20 protein-coding genes and 2 tRNA genes are annotated in these 22,236 nt (G+C 60.2%); 12 read left to right on the top strand and 10 right to left on the bottom strand.

Annotation, left to right across the window (positions count from 1 at the left end; translation table 11 throughout):
• Window positions 1-41: 41 nt before the first annotated feature.
• Both B2J69_RS04440 and B2J69_RS04435 read left to right on the top strand, forming a co-directional pair.
• A tRNA-Asp gene (locus tag B2J69_RS04440) sits at window positions 42-118 on the top strand.
• Window positions 119-126: 8 nt separating this feature from the next.
• A tRNA-Trp gene (locus B2J69_RS04435) sits at window positions 127-202 on the top strand.
• Between the two features lie 116 nt (window positions 203-318).
• On the opposite strand, the gene hdfR is transcribed toward B2J69_RS04435, so the two are convergent.
• Window positions 319-1,143 carry an HTH-type transcriptional regulator HdfR gene (gene hdfR / locus B2J69_RS04430; protein ID WP_081136806.1) on the bottom strand — a complete coding sequence of 275 codons (825 nt, stop codon included), beginning with the start codon at window positions 1,141-1,143 and terminating at the stop codon, window positions 319-321.
• Between the two features lie 121 nt (window positions 1,144-1,264).
• Here hdfR and B2J69_RS04425 point away from each other — a divergent pair, with 121 nt between their 5' ends.
• Window positions 1,265-1,603, top strand: coding sequence for a DUF413 domain-containing protein (locus B2J69_RS04425; RefSeq protein ID WP_033753510.1), 339 nt, complete (start codon window positions 1,265-1,267; stop codon window positions 1,601-1,603).
• Between the two features lie 27 nt (window positions 1,604-1,630).
• On the opposite strand, the gene B2J69_RS04420 is transcribed toward B2J69_RS04425, so the two are convergent.
• Complete coding sequence (locus B2J69_RS04420; protein WP_081136804.1) at window positions 1,631-3,151, bottom strand: YifB family Mg chelatase-like AAA ATPase; 1,521 nt, start codon at window positions 3,149-3,151, stop codon at window positions 1,631-1,633.
• A gap of 328 nt (window positions 3,152-3,479) precedes the next feature.
• Between B2J69_RS04420 and ilvL the strand changes: the two genes are divergently transcribed.
• The 6 genes from ilvL (at window position 3,480) to ilvA (ending at window position 10,038) form a co-directional block, all read left to right on the top strand.
• Complete coding sequence (gene ilvL, locus B2J69_RS04415; RefSeq protein WP_071813600.1) at window positions 3,480-3,578, top strand: ilv operon leader peptide; 99 nt, start codon at window positions 3,480-3,482, stop codon at window positions 3,576-3,578.
• Window positions 3,579-3,727: 149 nt separating this feature from the next.
• Window positions 3,728-5,374, top strand: a complete 1,647-nt coding sequence (gene ilvG / locus B2J69_RS04410) for an acetolactate synthase 2 catalytic subunit (protein WP_081136802.1) — start codon at window positions 3,728-3,730, stop codon at window positions 5,372-5,374.
• Window positions 5,371-5,634, top strand: a complete 264-nt coding sequence (gene ilvM, locus B2J69_RS04405) for an acetolactate synthase 2 small subunit (RefSeq protein ID WP_081136800.1) — start codon at window positions 5,371-5,373, stop codon at window positions 5,632-5,634. Before ilvG ends, ilvM begins: the two co-directional genes overlap by 4 nt.
• A 12-nt stretch (window positions 5,635-5,646) precedes the next feature.
• Window positions 5,647-6,576, top strand: a complete 930-nt coding sequence (locus tag B2J69_RS04400; protein ID WP_081136798.1) for a branched-chain amino acid transaminase — start codon at window positions 5,647-5,649, stop codon at window positions 6,574-6,576.
• 60 nt (window positions 6,577-6,636) lie between these two features.
• Window positions 6,637-8,487 (top strand): dihydroxy-acid dehydratase, encoded by a 1,851-nt coding sequence (ilvD, locus tag B2J69_RS04395; RefSeq protein ID WP_081136796.1) that lies wholly within the window; start codon window positions 6,637-6,639, stop codon window positions 8,485-8,487.
• 3 nt (window positions 8,488-8,490) lie between these two features.
• On the top strand, window positions 8,491-10,038 hold the full coding sequence (ilvA, locus tag B2J69_RS04390; protein ID WP_081136794.1) for a threonine ammonia-lyase, biosynthetic: 1,548 nt from the start codon (window positions 8,491-8,493) through the stop codon (window positions 10,036-10,038).
• On the opposite strand, the gene ilvY is transcribed toward ilvA, so the two are convergent.
• On the bottom strand, window positions 10,039-10,920 hold the full coding sequence (gene ilvY / locus B2J69_RS04385) for an HTH-type transcriptional activator IlvY (RefSeq protein ID WP_081136792.1): 882 nt from the start codon (window positions 10,918-10,920) through the stop codon (window positions 10,039-10,041).
• A 162-nt stretch (window positions 10,921-11,082) separates the two neighbouring features.
• On the opposite strand from ilvY, the gene ilvC reads away from it, so the two are divergent.
• The gene (gene ilvC, locus B2J69_RS04380) at window positions 11,083-12,558 is read left to right on the top strand and encodes a ketol-acid reductoisomerase (RefSeq protein ID WP_081136790.1); all 1,476 of its coding nucleotides are present in this window, start codon (window positions 11,083-11,085) and stop codon (window positions 12,556-12,558) included.
• Between the two features lie 59 nt (window positions 12,559-12,617).
• Here the strand turns inward: ilvC and B2J69_RS04375 are convergent, their stop codons facing one another.
• The 5 genes from B2J69_RS04375 to B2J69_RS04355 all read right to left on the bottom strand — a co-directional run bounded on the left by B2J69_RS04375 (window position 12,618) and on the right by B2J69_RS04355 (window position 18,250).
• On the bottom strand, window positions 12,618-13,616 hold the full coding sequence (locus tag B2J69_RS04375) for an aldo/keto reductase (protein WP_081136788.1): 999 nt from the start codon (window positions 13,614-13,616) through the stop codon (window positions 12,618-12,620).
• A gap of 81 nt (window positions 13,617-13,697) precedes the next feature.
• Window positions 13,698-14,618, bottom strand: a complete 921-nt coding sequence (locus B2J69_RS04370; RefSeq protein ID WP_081136787.1) for a LysR family transcriptional regulator — start codon at window positions 14,616-14,618, stop codon at window positions 13,698-13,700.
• 80 nt (window positions 14,619-14,698) lie between these two features.
• Window positions 14,699-16,033, bottom strand: a complete 1,335-nt coding sequence (locus tag B2J69_RS04365; protein WP_081136785.1) for an MFS transporter — start codon at window positions 16,031-16,033, stop codon at window positions 14,699-14,701.
• Window positions 16,034-16,294: 261 nt separating this feature from the next.
• Window positions 16,295-17,305, bottom strand: coding sequence for an inner membrane protein YhjD (yhjD, locus tag B2J69_RS04360; RefSeq protein ID WP_081136783.1), 1,011 nt, complete (start codon window positions 17,303-17,305; stop codon window positions 16,295-16,297).
• Window positions 17,306-17,350: 45 nt separating this feature from the next.
• Window positions 17,351-18,250 carry a LysR family transcriptional regulator gene (locus B2J69_RS04355; RefSeq protein ID WP_081136808.1) on the bottom strand — a complete coding sequence of 300 codons (900 nt, stop codon included), beginning with the start codon at window positions 18,248-18,250 and terminating at the stop codon, window positions 17,351-17,353.
• A 115-nt stretch (window positions 18,251-18,365) separates the two neighbouring features.
• Between B2J69_RS04355 and B2J69_RS04350 the strand changes: the two genes are divergently transcribed.
• Window positions 18,366-19,124 carry an SDR family NAD(P)-dependent oxidoreductase gene (locus B2J69_RS04350; protein WP_081136780.1) on the top strand — a complete coding sequence of 253 codons (759 nt, stop codon included), beginning with the start codon at window positions 18,366-18,368 and terminating at the stop codon, window positions 19,122-19,124.
• Window positions 19,125-19,144: 20 nt separating this feature from the next.
• Here the strand turns inward: B2J69_RS04350 and B2J69_RS04345 are convergent, their stop codons facing one another.
• Window positions 19,145-19,993: a PhzF family phenazine biosynthesis protein gene (locus tag B2J69_RS04345; protein WP_081136778.1), complete on the bottom strand. Its 849-nt coding sequence runs from the start codon at window positions 19,991-19,993 to the stop codon at window positions 19,145-19,147.
• 98 nt (window positions 19,994-20,091) lie between these two features.
• On the opposite strand from B2J69_RS04345, the gene B2J69_RS04340 reads away from it, so the two are divergent.
• Window positions 20,092-20,715 (top strand): glutathione S-transferase family protein, encoded by a 624-nt coding sequence (locus B2J69_RS04340; RefSeq protein WP_081136776.1) that lies wholly within the window; start codon window positions 20,092-20,094, stop codon window positions 20,713-20,715.
• On the opposite strand, the gene B2J69_RS04335 is transcribed toward B2J69_RS04340, so the two are convergent.
• Window positions 20,682-22,169 (bottom strand): aminotransferase-like domain-containing protein, encoded by a 1,488-nt coding sequence (locus B2J69_RS04335; protein ID WP_081136774.1) that lies wholly within the window; start codon window positions 22,167-22,169, stop codon window positions 20,682-20,684. The two genes, B2J69_RS04340 and B2J69_RS04335, sit on opposite strands and share 34 nt — an antisense overlap.
• Between the last annotated feature and the right edge of the window lie 67 nt (window positions 22,170-22,236).

Here is a 22,236-nt window from a genome sequence, read left to right as displayed (position 1 = left end):
CGGTTATCAGCGAGACCCCGCTGGTAGCAGCAGTATTCGGTGGTGCGGTAGTTCAGTCGGTTAGAATACCGGCCTGTCACGCCGGGGGTCGCGGGTTCGAGTCCCGTCCGCACCGCCACCCTCTTTAGGGGCGTAGTTCAATTGGTAGAGCACCGGTCTCCAAAACCGGGTGTTGGGGGTTCGAGTCCCTCCGCCCCTGCCAGAAAAAAGAATCCTTTGCTTCGGCGAAGGATTTTTTTTTTGCCTGTCATCCAGCCAAAGTAAAAAAGGCCGACAGATCAGCCTCTTTTCACCTTAATTCACTTTACTCAGCACTCATCAACGCGCCAGAACCGGAAACTTCAACAGCTGACGAATATGCGCCTGCTGGTCGCTGTTCTGCAGCCACACCGCATACAAAGGACGCACAGCCACCGGCGTATCGGGGATCACCATCAGATCGCTGTAGAGGCTATGCCAGTAGTCCGGCAAAAAGGCGCACGCACCCGTGGTATAGAGCAGCTCGCGCGTAACGTGCGCAGAGGTGGTGGTTAATACCGGCACGTCGTCGCCGCCTGACAGGTAACTCTCGTGCTGATGGAAGTCCGCGCCCCATTCCAGCTTGATATAATCATACTTCTCACGCTTCTCTGTTTTACGCGCTCTGAAAAGCGCCAGAGAGATATGGCCAATCTGCTGGCTGGTCAGCTCATCCATCTTCGGTGCTTCGGTGGTGACCAGCAGATCCAGCTGTCGCTCATGCAGCTGCTTTACCAGCAGATGCCGCTGCGCCACGCGCGCTTCAAGATGAAGGCTCTCACGGTTCTCATAAAGCGTTTGCAGCCACGGCGTCAGATAGGCTTCCCATAGTGACGCGCTGGCGCCTATCGACAGCTCATGGTGCTGCTGCGTGTGTGAAACCTCTTTCTTCGCCATCATCCAGGTGCTCATCAGGCTTTCCGCGTAGGGCAGAAGGCGTTCCCCTGCCGACGTGAGCCGTATGTTATTGCGATGGCGAGTAAACAGGTTAACGCCTAGCTGATTTTCCAGCTGACGAATACGAAAGCTGACGGCGGACTGTGTGAGGTAAAGTGCTTCCGCAGCCCGGCCAAAATGGCGCGTTCTGCTCACTTCCAGGAAAGTTTTCAGTAATTCCGTATCCACAGCTTTCTCCCAAAAATTGTTTGTCGTATAGATTTAAATGTTTTGTTTTACACTCTGTCAAGCCTATCTAATACTCCGCGCCATTAATAGCTCGGCCATAAGAGAATCAGGAGCGTGTAAGATGGCGGAAAGCTTCTCAACCACAAATCGTTTCTTTGATAACAAACATTATCCGCGCGGGTTCTCGCGGCATGGTGATTTCACCATCAAAGAGGCCCAACTGCTGGAGCGTCACGGTTTTGCTTTCAACGAACTCGATTTAGCAAAACGCGAGCCGACGACGGAAGAAGAGCGTCTTTTCTTAGAAGTATGTCGTGGTCTGCGTGAGCCGCAAACCGAAGCTGAACGCGTATGGTCCAAATACACGACGCGCATTAAGCGTCCTAAGCGTTTCCATACCCTGTCAGGCGGCAAACCTCAGATGGATACCGTTGAAGATTACAGCGACAGCGACGATTAAGCAGAATGGGGCCATCAGCCCCATTTTTTATTCCAGACTGCGATGCAGATGAATGAGTAGGCGATCGATAGTGCGGTAACTAACCGCTTCCTGAAGATGACAGCGCAAAATCCTCTCCTCACCCGCTAAATCAGCAATTGTGCGCGCCACCTTTAAAATACGCTGCCATGCGCGTACCGAAAGCCCAAGCTGATTCAACACCTCTTCCAGCCATACCGCATCCTCGCTGGCAATATCACACCACTGTTTTATATCGGCATGCGTCATGTGCGCGTTAATTTTACCTTCGCGCGCCATTTGCAACGCGCGTGCGTCGATTACGCGCGCAGCGACCTCTGCTGAAGACTCGCCTGCGTCAGGTCGCTTGCTTAATATCCCACCTGGCAGCAGCGGCACCTCTATCGACAGGTCGAAGCGGTCGAGAAAAGGCCCCGACAACTTGCTCAGATAGCGCAGCACCTGCTGCGGCGAACAGCGATTATGCTGACCCTGATAGTGTCCGGTCGGGCTCGGGTTCATGGCCGCAACCAGCTGAAAGCGCGCAGGATAGGTTACCTTTGCGCGCGCGCGCGAAATGGCGATATGACCTGACTCAATTGGCTCCCGCAGCGCATCCAGCACCCGACGGTCAAACTCCGGTAGCTCATCCAGAAACAGCACGCCGTTGTGCGCCAGAGAAATCTCGCCCGGACGAGGCAAAGAGCCGCCGCCGATAAGCGCATACATCGAAGCGCTATGGTGAGGCGCGCGGAACGGCCGCTTACGCCACGCCTGAGACAGCGTCCTGTTCTGCGTCAGGCTGGCGATCGCCGCGCACTCCAGCGCCTCGCTATCGCTCAACGGCGGCATGATGCCGGGCAACCGCGTCGCCAGCATGGTTTTGCCGGTGCCGGGCGGTCCGATCAGCAGCAGGTTGTGTCCGCCCGCCGCGGTAATTTCCAGCGCCCGCCGCCCCTGATCCTGCCCAATGATGTCGCGTAGATCTTCTGCCGCCTGATCGGCACTAGCCTGCTGAACGCGTGCGCAGGAAAGCGCAGCCTGATCTTGCAGAAACGCGCAGATCTCCAGCAGGTGCGAAGCGACCCGCGTCTCGCCATGCTGGATCAAGCCGACATCCTGCTGATTCTCGGCCGAAAGAATCAGCTCTCTTCCGGCGCGCATCGCCGCCATCGCGGCCGGAATGGCGCCCTGAACGCCGCAGAGCGCGCCGTTAAGCGCGAGTTCGCCCACGAACTCATGCTGCGTCAGTTTCGCGTCAGAGAGCTGTTCAGACGCCACCAGAATAGCGATGGCCATCGGCAGATCGTAACGGCCGCCCTCTTTAGGCAGATCGGCCGGCGCCAGATTGATAGTGATGCGCTTTGCGGGAAAGCTGAACCCGCTATTAATGATGGCGCTGCGCACCCGCTCGCGCGCCTCTTTGACCGTCGTTTCGGGCAATCCCACCAGCGTCAGCGCGGGCAAGCCGTTGCTGATATGCGCTTCGATGGTGACCAACGGCGCCTCGACGCCAATCGCTGCTCGGGTAAGCACTCTGGACAATGTCATAACCGCTCCTTAACGCGGCGATTATGGCGCGCAGAAAACGCGACTGCGATGGCGAATCGCTCAGGCTTCGAGAGAGGCCTGAATAAAACAGGCGGCTATGCACGGCATTGCTTTTTTTCTCGAGCGAACAGGCAAATCTCTCCTTTCTTATTGCGTCACGGTCGTAATGAATATTTATCAACCCTGAAATAAGTCAGTGTTTACAGTCTGATAGCTGATTGGCACGCGCAGAGGCATAAAAAAATCTGATGGAAAAAGTTGTCATCCCCTGCATAACTGTGATAACTCTGTAGGTATTACTTCGAACAAACGAAAAAACAGACAACAGATGAAAGCCCTTCTACAAGTGATTAGCCTAGTCGTGATTAGCGTGGTGGTGATTATTAACCCACCGTGCGGGGCTACGCTTGGAGAAAGAAAGGCTTAAAAATCAAGCCTGGAATTCGAAAAACCCCCGCACCGAAAGGTCCGGGGGTTTTTTTTCGACCAGTGCAAATCTCAGCGAATTACCGAGGAGCAAACAATGAGCAGTAGCATAAAATTCTGTTGTTCCCCTAAGGATACAGGAGAATAACCATGACAGGTGCACAGTGGGTAGTTCAGGCTTTACGCGCGCAGGGTGTCGAAACCGTGTTTGGTTATCCTGGCGGCGCCATCATGCCCGTGTACGACGCGCTCTATGATGGCGGCGTGGAACACCTACTGTGTCGTCATGAGCAAGGTGCGGTGGTCGCCGCGATCGGCTATGCCCGCGCCACCGGCAAAACCGGCGTCTGCATTGCCACCTCCGGTCCCGGCGCGACCAACTTAATCACCGGCCTGGCGGACGCCATGATGGATTCCGTGCCGGTCGTCGCCATCACCGGCCAGGTCTCTTCGGCGTTTATCGGCACCGACGCCTTCCAGGAGATCGACGTTTTAGGCCTGTCGCTGGCCTGCACCAAACACAGTTTCCTGGTTGAATCGCTAGACGAGCTGCCCTCGGTAATGGCGGAAGCCTTCGCTATCGCGCAGTCAGGCCGTCCGGGTCCGGTACTGGTCGACATCCCTAAAGATATCCAGATCGCCAGCGCCGAGCTGACGCCCCATCTGCTGCCGGTTGAAGAGCAGATCGCGCATTCGCCGCAGCATATTGAAGAGGCGCGCGCGCTGATGGCGCAGTCGCATAAGCCGATGCTCTATATCGGCGGCGGCGTCGGCATGGCGCAGGCGGTTCCCGCGCTGCGCGCTATGGCACAGCAGACCGGCATTCCAGTGGTCGCCACGCTGAAAGGCCTCGGCAGCGCCGACAGCGACAGCGACGTCTATCTCGGCATGCTGGGTATGCACGGCACCAAAGCGGCGAACCTGGCTGTGCAGTCTTGTGATTTGCTGATTGCCGTCGGCGCGCGCTTTGACGACCGCGTTACCGGCAAGCTCGATACCTTCGCGCCACACGCCAGCGTAATCCACATCGACATCGATCCCGCCGAGCTGAACAAGCTGCGCCGCGCACACGTGTCGCTGCAGGGCGATCTGAATCAGGTGCTGCCCGCGCTGAGCATGCCGCTGCAAATTGAAGGCTGGCGCGAAGAGGTGAAGGCGATGAAAGCGGCGTTCAACTGGCGCTACGATCATCCCGGCGAGGCGATCTATGCGCCGCTGCTGCTGAAGCAGCTTTCCGACCGCAAGCCGGCGAGCGCCGTCATCACCACCGACGTCGGCCAGCACCAGATGTGGACCGCGCAGCATATGAACTTCAGCGCGCCGGAGAATTTCATCACCTCCAGCGGCCTCGGCACTATGGGCTTCGGCCTGCCGGCAGCGGTCGGCGCGCAGGTTGCGCGTCCCGACGACACCGTGATCTGCGTATCGGGCGACGGCTCGATCATGATGAACATTCAGGAGCTGGGCACCATCAAGCGCAAGAAGCTGCCGGTGAAAATCTTGCTGCTGGATAACCAGCGTCTCGGCATGGTGCGCCAGTGGCAACAGCTCTTTTTCGACGGTCGCTACAGCGAAACCATTCTGACCGACAACCCCGATTTTCTGACGCTGGCCAGCGCGTTTGATATTCCAGGCCAGCGTATTAGCCGTAAAGATGAGGTCGACGCCGCACTTGATGCTCTGCTGAACAGCGAAGGTTCTTACTTCCTGCATGTTGCGATTGATGAGCATGAAAACGTCTGGCCACTGGTGCCGCCTGGCGCCAGCAACGCAAACATGATGGAGAAAACCGTATGAACCAGCACCAATTGTCTATCGAAGCCCGCTTTCGTCCTGAAATATTGGAGCGCATTTTACGCGTCGTCCGTCATCGCGGCTTTCAGGTTTGCGCCATGAACATGGGTGCAGTGGCGAACGGCGAAACCATTAATATCGAAATGACCGTTGCCAGCCAGCGTTCAGTCGATTTACTGTCTTCACAGTTAAGCAAACTTATGGATGTCGCCAGTGTCGAGATCCAGCAACAAACATCACAACAAATCCACGCCTGGTCGTGAAAGGAAATAAGAATGAGCACGAAGAAAGCAGACTTTATTTGGTTCAACGGGGAGATGGTTAAGTGGGAAGACGCGAAAGTCAGCGTCATGTCTCACGCGCTGCACTACGGTACTTCTGTGTTTGAAGGCGTGCGCTGCTACGACTCGCACAAAGGCCCGGTGGTGTTCCGTCACCGTGAACACATGCAGCGTCTGCACGATTCCGCCAAAATCTATCGTTTCCCGCTGCAATACAGCGTCGAAGAGCTGATGGAAGCGACGCGTAAAGTGCTGCGCGACAACAATCTGAAAAGCGCCTACATCCGTCCGCTGGCGTTTGTCGGCGACGTTGGTCTGGGCGTGAACCCGCCGGACGGCTACACCACTGACGTGATCATCGCCGCCTTCCCGTGGGGCGCGTATCTGGGCGCCGAAGCGCTGGAAAACGGCATCAACGCCATGGTCTCTTCCTGGAACCGCGTGGCGCCGAACACCCTGCCAACCGCGGCGAAAGCGGGCGGCAACTACCTCTCCTCTCTGCTGGTGGGCAGCGAAGCGCGCCGCCACGGCTATCAGGAAGGCATCGCGCTCGACACCAACGGCTATATCTCCGAAGGCGCGGGCGAAAACCTGTTTGAAGTTAAAGACGGCATTCTGTTCACTCCGCCGTTTACCTCTTCTGCGCTGCCGGGCATTACCCGCGACGCCATCATCAAGCTGGCGCAGGATATGGGCATCGAAGTACGTGAGCAGGTGCTGTCGCGCGAATCGCTCTACCTGGCTGACGAGATCTTCATGTCCGGTACCGCCGCAGAAATCACGCCGGTACGCAGCGTTGACGGCATTCAGGTTGGCGAAGGCAAACGCGGCCCGGTAACCGAAAAAATCCAGAAAGCCTTCTTCGGCCTGTTTACGGGCGAAACCGAAGACAAATACGGCTGGCTGGATCAGGTTAACCCATAACAAGAGAGTAACGCGGGCGCAGCAGTGCCCGCGTCATTTACAGACTGGAGTAAACAGAGCATGCCTAAGTACCGTTCCGCCACCACCACGCATGGCCGCAATATGGCGGGTGCCCGAGCCCTGTGGCGCGCCACAGGAATGACCGACGCCGATTTCGGCAAGCCGATTATCGCCGTGGTCAACTCATTCACCCAATTTGTGCCGGGCCATGTCCACCTGCGCGATCTCGGCAAGCTGGTTGCCGAGCAGATCGAAGCGGCAGGCGGCGTAGCCAAAGAGTTCAACACCATTGCGGTGGATGACGGTATCGCCATGGGCCATGGCGGCATGCTCTATTCGCTGCCGTCGCGCGAGCTGATCGCCGACTCGGTCGAATACATGGTCAACGCGCACTGCGCCGACGCCATGGTTTGCATCTCCAACTGTGACAAAATCACCCCGGGCATGCTGATGGCGTCGCTGCGCCTCAATATTCCGGTGATCTTCGTCTCCGGCGGTCCGATGGAAGCGGGAAAAACCAAGCTTTCCGACAAAATCATCAAGCTGGATCTGGTCGACGCGATGATTCAGGGCGCCAACCCGAACGTCAGCGACGCCGACAGCGAACAGATCGAACGCTCCGCCTGTCCGACCTGCGGCTCCTGCTCCGGCATGTTCACCGCCAACTCAATGAACTGCCTGACCGAAGCGCTGGGCCTGTCGCAGCCGGGCAACGGCTCGCTGCTGGCGACCCACGCCGACCGCAAAGCGCTGTTTATCAACGCGGGCAAGCGCATCGTGAGCCTGACCAAACGCTATTACGAGCAGGATGACGAGAACATGCTGCCGCGTAACATCGCCACCAAAGCGGCCTTTGAGAACGCCATGACGCTGGATATCGCCATGGGCGGCTCCACCAACACCGTTCTGCACCTGCTGGCCGCCGCGCAGGAGGGCGAAATCGACTTCAATATCTCCGATATCGACCGCCTGTCGCGCAAAGTGCCTCAGCTGTGCAAAGTGGCGCCGAGCACCCCGAAATACCATATGGAAGACGTTCACCGCGCCGGCGGCGTTATCGGCATCCTCGGCGAGCTGGATCGCGCCGGCCTGATCGACACCAGCGCGCGCAACATCCTGCAGCAGACGATGCGCGAGACGCTGGATCAGTACGACATCATGCTGACCAAAGACCAGGCGGTGAAGGATATGTTCCGCGCCGGTCCGGCGGGCATTCGCACCACCCAGGCCTTCTCGCAGGATTGCCGCTGGGACACGCTGGATGACGATCGCGCCGAGGGATGCATTCGCACCCGCGAGCACGCCTATTCGCAGGATGGCGGTCTGGCGGTGCTCTACGGCAACCTGGCGGAAGATGGCTGTATCGTTAAAACCGCGGGCGTAGACAAAGAGATCCTGACCTTTAAAGGCCCGGCGAAAGTCTATGAAAGCCAGGATGACGCGGTTGAAGCGATCCTCGGCGGCAAAGTGGTGGCGGGCGACGTAGTGGTGATCCGCTACGAAGGGCCGAAAGGCGGGCCGGGCATGCAGGAAATGCTCTATCCGACCACCTACCTGAAATCGATGGGCCTCGGCAAAAGCTGCGCGCTGATCACCGACGGACGCTTCTCTGGCGGCACCTCCGGCCTGTCGATCGGCCACGCCTCGCCGGAAGCGGCCAGCGGCGGCACCATCGCGCTGGTGAAAGATGGCGACATCATCGAGATCGATATCCCGAACCGCGGCATCAGGCTGGCGGTGCCGGACAACGAACTGCACGCGCGTCGCGAAGAGGAAGAAGCGCGCGGCGAAGCGGCCTATACGCCGCACGGCCGCGTGCGTCAGGTTTCGTTCGCGCTGCGCGCCTACGCATCCCTCGCCACCAGCGCCGACAAAGGCGCGGTGCGCGACAAGAGCAAGCTGGGAGGCTAACCAATGGCTGAGGCTCAACCGCTACCTGCGTCGCCCTGCGGCGCGGAATATCTGCGCGCCGTGCTGCGCTCACCGGTGTATGAAGTCGCACAGGTGACGCCGCTGCAAAAAATGGAAAAGATTTCATCGCGTCTCGGCAACACCATTCTGGTGAAGCGCGAGGATCGGCAGCCGGTGCACAGCTTCAAGCTGCGCGGCGCCTACGCGATGATCGCCGGACTAGACGAAGAGCAGAAAGCGCGCGGCGTGGTAACGGCGTCGGCCGGCAACCACGCGCAGGGCGTGGCGCTCTCCGCCAGCCGGCTCGGCATCAAATCGCTGATTGTGATGCCGGTAGCCACGGCAGACATCAAGGTGGATGCAGTGCGCGCATTTGGCGGTGAGGCTTATCTCTTCGGCGCTAACTTCGACGAGGCGAAAGCCAAAGCGATCGAGCTGGCGGAGCAGCAGGGCTACACCTTCGTGCCGCCGTTTGACCATCCGGCGGTAATCGCCGGTCAGGGCACGCTGGCGATGGAGCTGCTGCAGCAGGACGCGCATCTCGATCGCGTCTTCGTGCCGGTGGGCGGTGGCGGCCTGGCAGCGGGCGTGGCGGTGCTGATCAAACAGCTGATGCCGCAAATCAAGGTGATCGCGGTGGAGTCGGAAGACTCCGCCTGCCTGAAAGCGGCGCTTGAAGCGGGCGAGCCGGTGGATCTGCCGCGCGTCGGGCTGTTCGCCGAAGGCGTGGCGGTGAAGCGCATCGGCAGCGAAACCTTCCGCCTGTGTCAGGAATATCTCGACGACATCATCACCGTCGACAGCGACGCCATCTGCGCGGCGATGAAAGATCTGTTTGAAGACGTGCGCGCGGTGGCGGAGCCGTCAGGCGCGCTGGCGCTGGCGGGCATGAAGAAATATATCCAGCAGCACGACATCAAAGGCGAGCGGCTGGCGCATATTCTTTCAGGCGCCAACGTCAACTTCCACGGCCTGCGCTATGTTTCCGAGCGCTGCGAGCTGGGCGAACAGCGCGAAGCGCTGCTGGCGGTGACCATCCCGGAACAGCAGGGCAGCTTCCTGAAGTTCTGTCAGACGCTGGGCGGACGCGCGGTGACCGAGTTCAACTACCGCTACGCCGACGCCGACAACGCCTGCATCTTCGTCGGCGTGCGTCTGACGCGCGGGCTGGAGGAGCGCGGCGAGATAATCAGCCAGCTGATTCAGGGCGGCTATCAGGTGGTGGATCTCTCCGACGACGAGATGGCGAAGCTGCACGTGCGCTACATGGTGGGCGGCCGTCCGTCGAAGCCGCTGCGCGAACGGCTGTTTAGCTTCGAGTTCCCGGAGGCGCCGGGCGCGCTGCTGAAGTTCCTGCAAACCCTCGGCACGCACTGGAATATTTCGCTGTTTCACTATCGCAGCCACGGCACCGATTACGGTCGCGTGCTGGCGGCGTTTGAAATCGGCGACAACGAACCGCGCTTTGAGTCGCATCTCACCGAGCTGGGCTACGACTTCCACGACGAAGCCAATAACCCGGCATTCCGTTTCTTCCTCGCCGGGCAGTAATTACAGCAGGTGCCAGAAGGCGTGAATCAGCGGCTCTCCGAGCCGCTTTTTTTGTACGCAGACGCCCAGCTCCAGCGGCGCCACCGACTCCACATTCTCCAGCGTCAGCACGCGATTGCGCACCGGCTCCGGGCTATTCTCCAGCACCACGTCCGGCAGCAGCGCGATGCCGCAGCCGAGCGCCACCATCGACACAATCGCCTCATGGCCGGAAACCGTGGCGTAGATTTGCGGATTGGGAATACGGTGACGACGAAACCAGAGATCGATGCCGCGTCGTGCCGGACCCTGATCGGGCAGGATAAAGGGGATCTGCGCCCAGTCGGGCGACGGCTGGGTCGCCTGGCTGCGCACCGGACAGGGCAGCGCCGGGGCGATCAGCACCAGCGGGATCAGGCCCAGCGGCGTAAAGTCGATGCTGGCGGGCAGCGACTCGGGCCGCCCGGCGATCGCCAGATCCGCCTCGCCGGACTGCACCATTTCAATGGCGTCGGCGGCGTCGCCGGTAGTCAGCTTAATCTCCACCTGCGGATGCTCGGCGCGAAAGCGATCCAGAATCGGCGGCAGGTGGCTGTAGGCGGCCGTCACCGAACAGAACAGGCGCAGTTCGCCGCTCAGCGACGGGCCGTTAAGATCCATCACGTGGCGCAGCTGCTGATACTGCAACAGCGTCTGCTGCGCGAACTGGCGCAGACGCTCGCCCGCTTCGGTCAGAGTGACGGTGCGGTTGTCGCGCAGAAACAGCGCGTGCCCCACATCCTCTTCAAGGCGCTGGATCTGGCGCGACAGCGTGGACGGACTGACGTGCATGGCGCGCGCAGTGCGGCCAAAGTGGCAGCTTTCAGCCAGATGAAGAAACAGCTTTAAATCTCGTAAATCCATGCGCCTTGACCTCTCCCGTAGCGTTGCAAATTCTGCAATGTGACCTTGCTAATATATCAATTTAAGCAACAGATTTCCTGTCATATGATGGGGTCATTCGCGGCGCTGCTGTTTACGCCGTTACAGGACAAAAACAAACACAACATCTGACCGGAGTGCCCCATGGCTAACTACTTCAACACACTGAATCTGCGCAACCAGTTAGCGCAGTTAGGCAAATGTCGCTTTATGGCGCGCGATGAATTCGCCGACGGCGCCAGCTTCCTGAAAGGGAAAAAAGTGGTCATTGTGGGCTGTGGCGCGCAGGGCCTTAACCAGGGCCTGAACATGCGTGACTCTGGTCTGGACGTCGCTTATGCGCTGCGCGCCGAAGCGATCGCCGAGAAGCGCGCCTCCTGGCGCAAAGCCACCGAGAACGGCTTTAAGGTCGGCACCTATGAAGAGCTGATCCCGCAGGCTGACCTGGTGGTGAACCTGACGCCGGACAAGCAGCACTCTGCCGTGGTGCAGGCGGTGCAGCCGCTGATGAAAGATGGCGCGGCGCTGGGCTACTCGCACGGCTTCAACATCGTTGAAGTGGGTGAAACCATCCGTAAAGACATCACCGTGGTGATGGTGGCGCCGAAATGCCCGGGCACCGAAGTGCGCGAAGAGTACAAGCGCGGATTCGGCGTGCCGACGCTGATCGCCGTGCACCCGGAAAACGACCCGAAAGGCGAAGGCATGGCGATTGCCAAGGCCTGGGCCGCAGCCACCGGCGGCGACCGCGCGGGCGTGCTGGAATCCTCTTTCGTCGCGGAAGTGAAGTCTGACCTGATGGGCGAGCAGACCATTCTGTGCGGCATGCTGCAGGCCGGTTCGCTGCTCTGCTTCGACAAGCTGGTGGCGGAAGGTCACGATGCGGCCTACACCGAAAAACTGATCCAGTTCGGCTGGGAAACCATTACCGAATCCCTGAAGTTCGGCGGCATCACGCTGATGATGGATCGCCTCTCTAACCCGGCGAAACTGCGCGCTTATGCGCTGTCAGAGCAGCTGAAAACCATCATGGCGCCGCTGTTCCAGAAGCATATGGATGACATCATCTCCGGCGAATTCTCGTCAGGCATGATGGCTGACTGGGCCAACGACGACAAAAACCTGCTGACCTGGCGCGAAGAGACCGGCAAAACCGCGTTTGAAACCGCGCCGCAGTTCGACGGCAAAATCGACGAGCAGGAGTACTACGACAAAGGCGTTCTGATGGTGGCGATGGTGAAAGCGGGCGTTGAGCTGGCGTTTGAAACCATGGTCGACGCAGGCATTATTGAAGAGTCCGCCTACTATGAGTCGCTGCACGAGCTGCCGCTGATCGCCAACACCATCGCGCGTAAGCGTCTGTATGAAATGAACGTGGTGATCTCCGACACCGCCGAGTACGGTAACTATCTCTTCTCCTTCGCCGCGGTGCCGCTGCTGAAAGAGTTTATGACTCAGCTGCAGCCGGGCGACCTGGGCAAAGCGATCGAAGGCACCCAGGTTGATAACGCGCAGCTGCGCGACGTCAACGAAGCGATTCGCCAGCATCCGATCGAAGCGGTTGGCCGTAAGCTGCGCGGTTATATGACCGACATGAAGCGTATCGCCGTCGCCAGCTAAGCCACGCGCGCCACCTTTTTCAGCACTGATAAAACCCCGGCCTGCCGGGGTTTTTCCTTTCAGGCGTTTACGCCTTTCATCCCTTCTTCCGTATAGCGCGCTCCCTGCACCTCAACGCGCTGGTGGAGGGTGTTGAGCAGCGCCACGTCCGCCTCTTCCAGCCTTATCTCTGCCGCCTGCGCGTTTTCAGTCAGATAGTCGATCTGTTTCGTGCCGGGGATCGGCACCAGCCTGTGGTACTGCGCCAGCAGCCAGGCGAGCGCAATCTGGCCGGGCGTGCAGCGATACTTCTCCGCCAGCGGACGCACCGCGTCCAGCAAGGCCGCATTATGATCGAGGCTCGCCTGCTGAAAGCGCGGATTGTGCTGGCGAAAGTCCCCATCGGCAAAATCGCTGTTGTGGCGATATTTGCCGGTCAGGAAGCCGCGGCCCAGCGGCGAATAGGCCACAAGCCCGACGTCCAGCGCTTTTACCGTGGGCAGGATCGCCTGCTCAACGTCGCGCGTCCACAGCGAGTACTCTGTCTGCAGCGCGGCGACGGGATGAACGGCGTGCGCGCGGCGCAGGGTGGCGGCCGAGACTTCGCAAAGCCCGATGTGGTTTATCTTGCCCTCCTTCACCAGCTGGCTCAGGCACGCCATGCTCTCTTCAATCGGCGTCGCCTGGCTGACGCGGTGAAGATAGAACAGATCGATGCGCTCGACGCCCAGCCGCTTTAGCGAGTCGTGGCAGCAGCGGGTGATGTAGTCAGGCCGGTTGTTGATGGTGCGGCTATACGCCTCCTCTGGCGCGCGCTCGATGCCGCACTTGGTGGCGACCCTGAACCGGCTGCGCGCGGCGCTCTCCAGCCCGGCCAGAAAGCGGCCGATCAGCGTTTCATTGTGGCCGCGGCCATACTGGTCCGCCGTATCAATAAAGGTCTGATCCAGATCGATAAGCTGGTGGAGAACGCGCAGCGACTGCGCCTCATCCGTCGCGCCGTAGAATTCGCTGAGGCCCATGGCGCCATAGCCGATGGCGCTGACCGCCAGGTCTTTTGCTAAGAATCGCGTTTGCATAATCCCTCCTGTTTGCCTGCGCTGATTCTTTCACCCGCCGGCGCAGCAGGGAATTGCCATTTTTGTGATGCCGAAAAGGTATTAAGGCGCGCTGTCGCTCAGGGTGTTCAGCGCCTGCAGCAGCACAGCGCGCGCGTCGTGACGGCGCGTGGCGGCGTAGACGTCGATAGCCAGCTGCTGCGCTTCCCTGTCGGGCAGCGGCCGGTAACACAAGCCTGCCTGAGCAAAGGCGCACTTTGACTGCGGCAGCAGCGCGAAGCCTTTACCGCGGGCGATATGCGACAGCATCGTCAGCGAATCCTCCGGCTCTTTGCGCTTTGTCAGCGGCGTTTTCAGCTGGGCGAAAAGCTGTTCGCACTTGTCATAAAAGGCGGGATTGGCGCGTCTGGCAAACCAGAACAGCGGCAGGCCGCTGAGGTCGTTTAGCGAGACGCTTTCCTGCCGGCTGGCGGGATGCCGGGCGGGCAGCGCGACAAGCAGCGGCTCGCGGCAGATCCAGCGATACTGCACGCCTTGCTCGTCGCCTGCGCCTTTCTCTCCGGTCAACACCAGATCCAGCGTCTGCTGCGCCAGACATTGCAGCAGCTGGGCCGAGGTCAGATCGGGCGAATCGATCTCATCACCGCTGTCCAGCAACGCCAGCCGCGCGGCGACCGGCGCGATGCGCGTAAAGTCCAGCGTGCGGGTCAGTCCGATGCGCAGCCGATGCTGGCGGGAAAGGGAATCAGCGCTAAGGGCGTCAAGATCGGCGAGAATTTTCTCCGCTTTGCCGACCAGCGCGCGTCCCGCCTCGGTCAAACTCACCGCGTGAGTGCTGCGGCTGAACAGCGGCTGGCGCAGCAGCGCTTCAAGACTCTGGATCTGCCGCGTCAGCGGCGGCTGGGTCATGCTGAGGCGTTCGGCGGCGCGGCGAAAATTCAGCTCGTGCGCCACGGCGAGAAAACACTGAAGCTGTTTAACGCTGGGAAGGGTGTTGCTGATCAGGTGCGCTGCCGTCGCCATGGCTCTTTTCCTGCATACCGGGAAGAGAGCCACTATAACATAGCGAGAAACCCGGCCTGAGCCGGGTTTGTTGATGTGGGTTACACCGCTTCGTACAGCGTCTGGTGGCGCGTCTCTTTGCAGGCGATCAGCGCGATCAGCGTCAGCGCCGCCATCGCCGCCAGATAGTAGCCCACCGCCTGCAGGCCGTAATTAGCGTTCAGCCAGGTAGCGATATAGGGCGCAACCGAGGCGCCGAGAATCGACGACAGGTTATAGGAGAACGAGGCGCCGGTATAACGCACTTCGGTCGGGAACAGCTCCGGCAGCAGGGCGCCCATCGGGCCGAAGGTCAGCCCCATCACGCTCAGGCCGAGCAGCAGGAACGCCATCACCAGCGCCTGCGAACCCGAGCCCAGCATCGACGGGAACAGGAAGGCGAAGCCGATAATCAGCAGCGTAATCGTAATCATGGTTTTACGACGGCCGAAGCGATCCGCCAGCAGTCCGGCGATTGGCACCATCACGCCGAAGCCGATCACCGCCATCATCAGCATCCACAGGAAGCTGTTGCGCGAGAAGCCGAGACCCGCCGGCGCCGGCGCGGTGCCGTAGCTCATCGAGTAGACGGTCATAATGTAGAACAGCGTGTAGGTCGCCAGCATGATAAAGGTGCCGAGAATGGTCGCCGTCAGATGCTTACTCAGCAGCGCGGCGATCGGCACGCGCACCTGTTTTTTCTCTTTCTGCACCTTCGCGAACACCGGGCTTTCATGCAGCGAAACGCGCACGTAAAGGCCGATAATCACCAGCACCGCCGAGAGAATAAAGGGCACGCGCCAGCCCCACTGCATAAACTGCTCGTCGGTCAGCAGCCAGGAGAGCAGCAGAAAGGTGCCGTTGGCAAAGAAGAAGCCGATCGGCGCGCCAAGCTGCGGGAAGGAGCCGTAGAGCGCGCGTTTTTTCGCCGGGGCGTTTTCCGTCGCCAGCAGCGCCGCGCCGCCCCATTCGCCGCCGAGGCCAAGCCCCTGGCCAAAACGCGCCAGCGCCAGCAGCAGCGGGGCCGCCACGCCAATCGACTGATAACCCGGCAGCAGGCCGATCACCACGGTAGAGACGCCCATGGTCAGCAGCGAGGCGACCAGCGTCGCCTTACGTCCCACGCGGTCGCCGAAGTGGCCAAACAGCGCGGAGCCGATCGGACGCGCCACAAAGGCGATGGCGAAGGTCGCCAGCGACTGCAGCGTCGCCACGGTGTTATCGCCCTGCGGGAAGAAAATATGCGGGAAAACGATCACCGCCGCGGTGGCGTAAATATAGAAATCGAAGAATTCAATCGCCGTACCGACCAGCGAGGCCACCACGACTTTGCCGCGAGAGTTCACTGGCGTATCGTCTTGTGACTTTTTCAGAGGTTCTGTGATGGAGGCTTGCATAACTGTTTCTTAATTGTAAATAGAGACAGGGAATATTACGCACCTGTCATGCCGCATTCAACGGCGATAAACCGCGCCAGAACGGGCTTTTTCGGCGAAAAAGTGAATAATTTGTGCTGGCATGGAATGCGTGGATTAAGGCAGGGAGAAGCCCGCCTTTTGCAGCGGGAATCTCTATAAAACGGGGAAATAAAAGTGACCCTTCAGCTATTCATCCTGCTGGTTGGCTAAAAAACAGCCGAAGGGAGAAATTTTTCGCTACTAGTAACCTTTTTTACGTCCGCCTTCCGGCAGCTGCGGATCGTCCTTATATTTCGCGGTGGCGATCCAGGCGGCGCAAAACAGCGTCAGGCGCGCAAAGAAATAGAAAAACGCCATCAGGCCGAGCACGGAGCCAAAGGCCGCGCCGGAGGGCGACGAGGCCAGCTTCGGCAGCGTCAGCGTCATCACGAACTTGATCACCTCAAAGCCGATAGCCGCCAGCAGCGTGCCGCGAAACAGCGCTTTCTTGCGCGGCTTGTGGCGCGGCAGGATCCAGAAAATCCACAGGAACAACAAATAGTTGGCCATAATCGAAATCGCCAGCGCGATGGCGGTCATCGCCGGGCGCAGCCACTCGATATCCGCCAGCCCCAGCGCGTTGACGATCGCCGCCTGCGCCGCGCCGGCGATAGAGGTCAGCGACAGGGTGATCACCAGCGCCAGCATCAGGCCGATCAGTGAGATAAGGTCACGCAGATATTTTTTCCAGAACTTCTCCTGATCGTCCGGCTTGCGCTCCCAGACGTCGCGCGACTGGGCGCGCACCGCTTCACGCAGGTTGCCCATCCAGTTGATGCCGGAGTAGAGCGCCAGCAGCAGACCGGTGATGCCGACGGTGGCGCGCTGCTGAATCGCGGTATTCACCGTATTCTTCAGCGTGGTGGCGAGCGTGGGATCGCTGATGCCGCTGACGATCTTGTTGATCAGCTCCGACAGCAGATCCTGATTCGACGCCAGCACAAAACCCACGGCGGCGAACGAGACCATTAAGATCGGGATCAGCGATAAAAACGAGAAGTAGGTGATGGCGGCGCCGAACTGGCTGCCGAGACGATCGTTAAAGCGCTCCAGCGCGCGAATAAAGTGCGCCACGGCCGGGATGGCCTGAAACCAGGCGGCAAAACGCGAGACGCGACGAATCGAGCCGTCGACGGTTTTATTGCCGGTCTGAATATCAATCAGCGGTTTGGGCTGCTCGGAATGGGTAGCATGTTCCTGTTTGTCCGTCATAGACAGTTGTCATCCTGCTTAACATAAAAAAGCAATTATAGCCGCTCAGGTGACATACTCCTGCAGTACCTGACTCAGCCACTCCATAAATACGCGCACCCGGCGCGCCACGTTGCGCCGATGGGGATAGAGCAGCGAAATCGGCATCGGCTTCGCCGGGAAGGCGTGCAGCACCTCCACCAGCTGGCCAGACTCCAGCAGCGGATAGATGCCCATCGCCGGCACCTGAATAATGCCCAGCCCGGCCAGACAGGCGGCGCGATAGGTTTCGGTGCTGTTGACGGTGACAACGCCGCCGGTCTGCACGTAGTGGCACTGTTTGCCGTCAAAATATTCAAAGCCGGGCGACGGCTGGCCGAGCTGTTGGGTGTAGTGCACCATGGCGTGAGACGAGAGCGCCTCCAGCCTCGTCGGCATGCCGAAGCGGGAGAGGTAGCCGGGGCTGGCGCAGTTGATTAAGGTGTAGGTGCCGATTTTGCGCGCAATCAGGCCGGAGTCTTTTAGCTCGCCGACGCGGATGACGCAGTCGAAACCTTCACGGATCACATCTACCATGCGGTCGCTGCTGCTCAGCTCAATCTCTATCCCAGGGTAGTGCTGCAGAAATTCCGGCAGGCGCGGCAGGATAAAACCGGTCGCCATCGCCACCGACATATCGACGCGCAGCTTGCCGCTGAGCGTGGCGGGATCGTGCTGAAACAAACTGTCCATATCGTCGAGCATCGACAGCAGATCGAGGCAGCGGTCGTAGTAGACCAGCCCATCCTGCGTCAGCTGCACGCGGCGCGTGGTGCGGTGCAGCAGTCGGGTACCCATCTGATTTTCCAGCGCCTGCAGCTGGCGCGACACGCTGCCTTTCGGCAGGCCAAGGCTTTCCGCCGCGCGGGTAAAACTGCCCATCTCCGCCACCCGCACAAAAACCTGCATTGCGTGAATTTTATCCATGTTGTTCACCGATTGTTGTTGTAAGTGAAACAGTGCGGCGTATTCCCATGCGTTTATAGATCAATTATTCGGGAATATGCTGATCCTGTGTTCAATTTCTCAACAGGATCGAAACATGTCTAACAAAATTGCTGTAATTACCGGCGCAAATCGTGGTTTAGGCAAGAATGCGGCGCTAAAACTGGCCGCAAAGGGCGTTGATATCCTTTTTACCTACCGCAGCCATCGCGACGAAGCGGAGGCGGTGGTCGCTGAAATCACAGCGCTGGGCGGCCGCGCGGCCGCGCTACCGCTGGATGTCGGCGACAGCCGCCAGTTCGACGGCTTTGTCACCGAGGTGAAAGCGGCGCTGCAAAAGCAGTGGCAGCGCGAGCGCTTTGACTATTTAATCAACAACGCCGGACATGGTCACTATAAGCCCTTTCGCGAGACCACGGAGGAGGAGTTTGACGCGCTGGTCAACGTTCACTTTAAAGGGCCCTATTTTCTGACGCAGAAGCTGCTGCCGCTGATTAACGACGGCGGACGCATTCTGAATATCTCCAGCGGCCTGACGCGCATGACCTATCCCGGTTCCGCCACCTACGCCTCGGTAAAAGGCGCGATGGAGGTGCTGACGCGCTATCAGGCGAAAGAGCTGGGCGAACGCCGCATTCGCGTCAATATCCTGGCACCGGGCGCCATCGAAACCGACTTTGGCGGCGGTCGCGTGCGCGACAACAAAGAGATCAACGACACCATCGCGGCGCTGACCGCGCTGGGCCGCGTGGGCCAGCCGGATGATATCGGCGACGCCATCAGCGCCATCCTTAGCGAGGAGAGCGGCTGGATCACGGCGCAGCGCATTGAGGCGTCAGGCGGCCAGGCGTTATAACCCGCGCGGGGACTGCAGGCCTACAGCGCGATGGTGCCGTCAATCACCGTCACCGTCTTGCCGCCGATCCAGATCTGGTCGCCCTCGAAGCGCACCGATACCCGTCCCTGACGCTGGATCGCCGTGCCCTGACGCGTCCGGTAATCCCGCTGCTGGCCCTGGGCGGCAAAATAGCGCGCCAGACAGGCGTTGGCGCTGCCGGTAATAGGATCTTCCGTCAGGCTGTTGTTCTCGACCAGCAGGCCGCGCACCTCATACTGCTCGCTCTCGCCCTGCGGCAGCGGGCCGAACGGCATCACGCCGGTGGCGCCCGCATGGGCGATCAGGCGCTGTAAATCGTTCACGGCAGGTTTAATCGCCAGCACCGCCTCGGCGCTGATCATCGGCACCAGCAGCCAGCGAATGCCCATATCCACCACCACCGGCGTCTGCGTGGTGTCGAACCGCTCGCAGTTGAGTGCGTTGCCCATCAGCGCGTCGGTAAAAGGGGTAATTGTCGCCTCCGGCGCGGCGAACGCCAGCGAGCCGTCGGCGGTGATATCAATAGTGACGTTGCCGACGCCGCACTCCTGCACCATCCTGCCCGGCGTTTTTGTCGGCCAGCCCGCTTCCAGCAGCGCGTGCGCCGTGCCCAGTGTGGGATGTCCGGCAAACGGCAGCTCGCCCTCGACGGTAAAGATGCGCACGCGGTAGTCGGCCTGCGGATGCTGCGGCGGCAGCACAAAGGTGGTTTCCGACAGATTGGTCCAGCGGGCGATAGCCTGAAGCTGCTCGTCGCTCAGACCTTGCGCATCCATGATCACCGCCAGCGGATTGCCGTTAAACGCCAGCGAGGTAAAGACATCAACTTGCTTAAACGCGACTTTCATGACTACTCCTTTCTCAACAGGGCATTTCCGCGCCCGGGATTTGCGTTTATCGCCTGACAGGGTTATCAATATGTTAACAATTGCTGCAGGAGACCGTTATGCTGAAAATTCTTGGGCGCGACTCGTCGATCAACGTGCGCAAAGTGCTCTGGCTCTGCGATGAACTGGATCTCGACTATGACCACGAAGCGTGGGGCACCGAACCCGACTCCCTGCGCAAACCGGAATTTCTCGCGCTGAACCCCAACGCGCTTATCCCGGTGCTGATCGACGACGACTTCGTGATGTGGGAGTCGAACGCGATTTTGCGCTATATCGCGAACGCCTACGAAGGCGACTGGCTCTATCCGCAAAACCCGCGCGCCCGCGCGCCGATTGACCAGTGGATGGACTGGCAGTCCACCGAACTCAACACCTCGTGGCGCTACGCCTTTATGTCGCTGGTGCGCAATTCCCCCGCGCATCAGGATCCGCGCCTGCTGGCGGCGGCCTGCAAGGGCTGGACGCACACCATGGGCATTCTCAACCAGCAGCTGGAGAAAACCGGACGCTACGTCGCAGGCCGCAACTTTACGCTGGCGGATATCGGCGTCGGGCTGGCGGTCAATCGCTGGTTCGAAACTCCGCTGGATCATCCCAACCTGCCGGCGGTGCGCAACTACTACGAACGCCTCACCGAACGTACGCCTTACACCGTCTGGGGCCGCAACGGCAAGCCCTGATCGTTACCTGGCGCCAGACCCGCCAGCTCGCAGGCGATGGCGCCGGTGCGCTTCAGCGCCCAGGTGTAGCGTTCGTCAAACGGATAGCAGCAGGAGAGCCGCAGCGCGTGGTTATAGCGCTCGCTGAGCGAATAGAGCGCGCCGGGCGTCACGCAGATCTGTTCCTGCAACAGGCGACGGAACATCGCCACCGTATCGACCCGCTGCGGCAGTTCCACCCAAAACACAAACCCGCCGCGCGGCAGCGTGGCGCGCGTGCCCTGCGGGAAATAGCGGGCGATCAGGCCGCGCGCCTCATCCATATTGGCGGCGTAGCGGCGGCGCAGCGTGCGCAGATGGTGATCGTAACCGCCGTTGGCGAGAAATTCCGCCAGGGTTTCTGACAGCAGGCGCGATTCCGCCATTGAGGAGACCGCTTTCAGACGGGCGACCGCCTCATGGAAGCGGCCCGCGGCGATCCAGCCGATGCGGAAGTCCGGCGCGACGGTTTTGGTAAAGCTGGTGCAGTAAATCACCCAGCCGTCGCTATCGAACGACTTCACGGCGGGGGAGAGCGGCCAGTCGAACTGCAGCTCGTCATACAGCCCGTCCTCCAGCAGCGGCACCTGGTAAGCGTTGACTAACGTCGCCAGCCGCTGTTTGTTCTGGCGCGACATGCAGCAGCCGAGCGGGTTTTGCGCGCTCGGCATGGCGATCAGCGCCTGAATGCGCTTCTCCTGCAGCAGCATCTCCAGCGCGTCGAGCGAAAGCCCGTGCTGCGGATCGGTGGGGATCTCCAGCGCCTTCAGCCCCAGCGACGCCAGCAGCGGAAACAGGAAAAAGTAGGTCGGCGACTCCAGCCCGACGCAGTCGCCCGGCTGCGTGACCGCGCGCAGCGCCAGCTGCAGCGCCTCCATACAGCCGTGGGTCAGGGTGATGGCGTCGCTGGTCAGCGACATGCCCCCATGCAGCGCGCGGCGCGCGATCTCCTCCCGTAAGCGCTCACTTCCTGGCGGAAGCGCATAGCGGCCGATAAGATCGGGGCTGCGCCGCAGCAGCGAGGCGGTAATACGGCCCAGGCGCGCCGAGGGATACAGCTCGCCGTCCTGCGGACAGGCAAGGGAGATATTGATGTAGTCGGGATGGTTCTGCGCGGCGAAGACCTGGTCGATCAGGTCGAGCTTTTCGCTGCTCGGATCTTTGATGCGTGCGCGGTGCGGCGCCGGCGGCGTCACCGCGGGCAGCACGCTGCGCACGTAGTAGCCCGACTGCGGCCGCGCCTCGATCAGGCCGCGATCTTCCAGCAGCTGCCAGGCATTGAGCACGGTATTGATACTGATCTGACGCGTCTGCGCCACGCGGCGAATCGCGGGAAGGCGCTTGCCGGGCTTGAGCGTGCCCTGATGGATCGCTTCGGCGAAGCTATCGGCCAGCTGGTGGTAGAGCGGCCGATCGTCTGATAAGGAAGGGGACACAAAAGCCTCCGCGCGGCATGGGTACAATTGTAAAAATCGTTAACTGTAACCATAACAATAGTGATTT

Origin of the sequence: Pantoea latae (assembly GCF_002077695.1) — a bacterium.
GTDB lineage: Bacteria > Pseudomonadota > Gammaproteobacteria > Enterobacterales > Enterobacteriaceae > Pantoea > Pantoea latae.
This window is presented reverse-complemented; position numbering and strand designations above follow the sequence as displayed.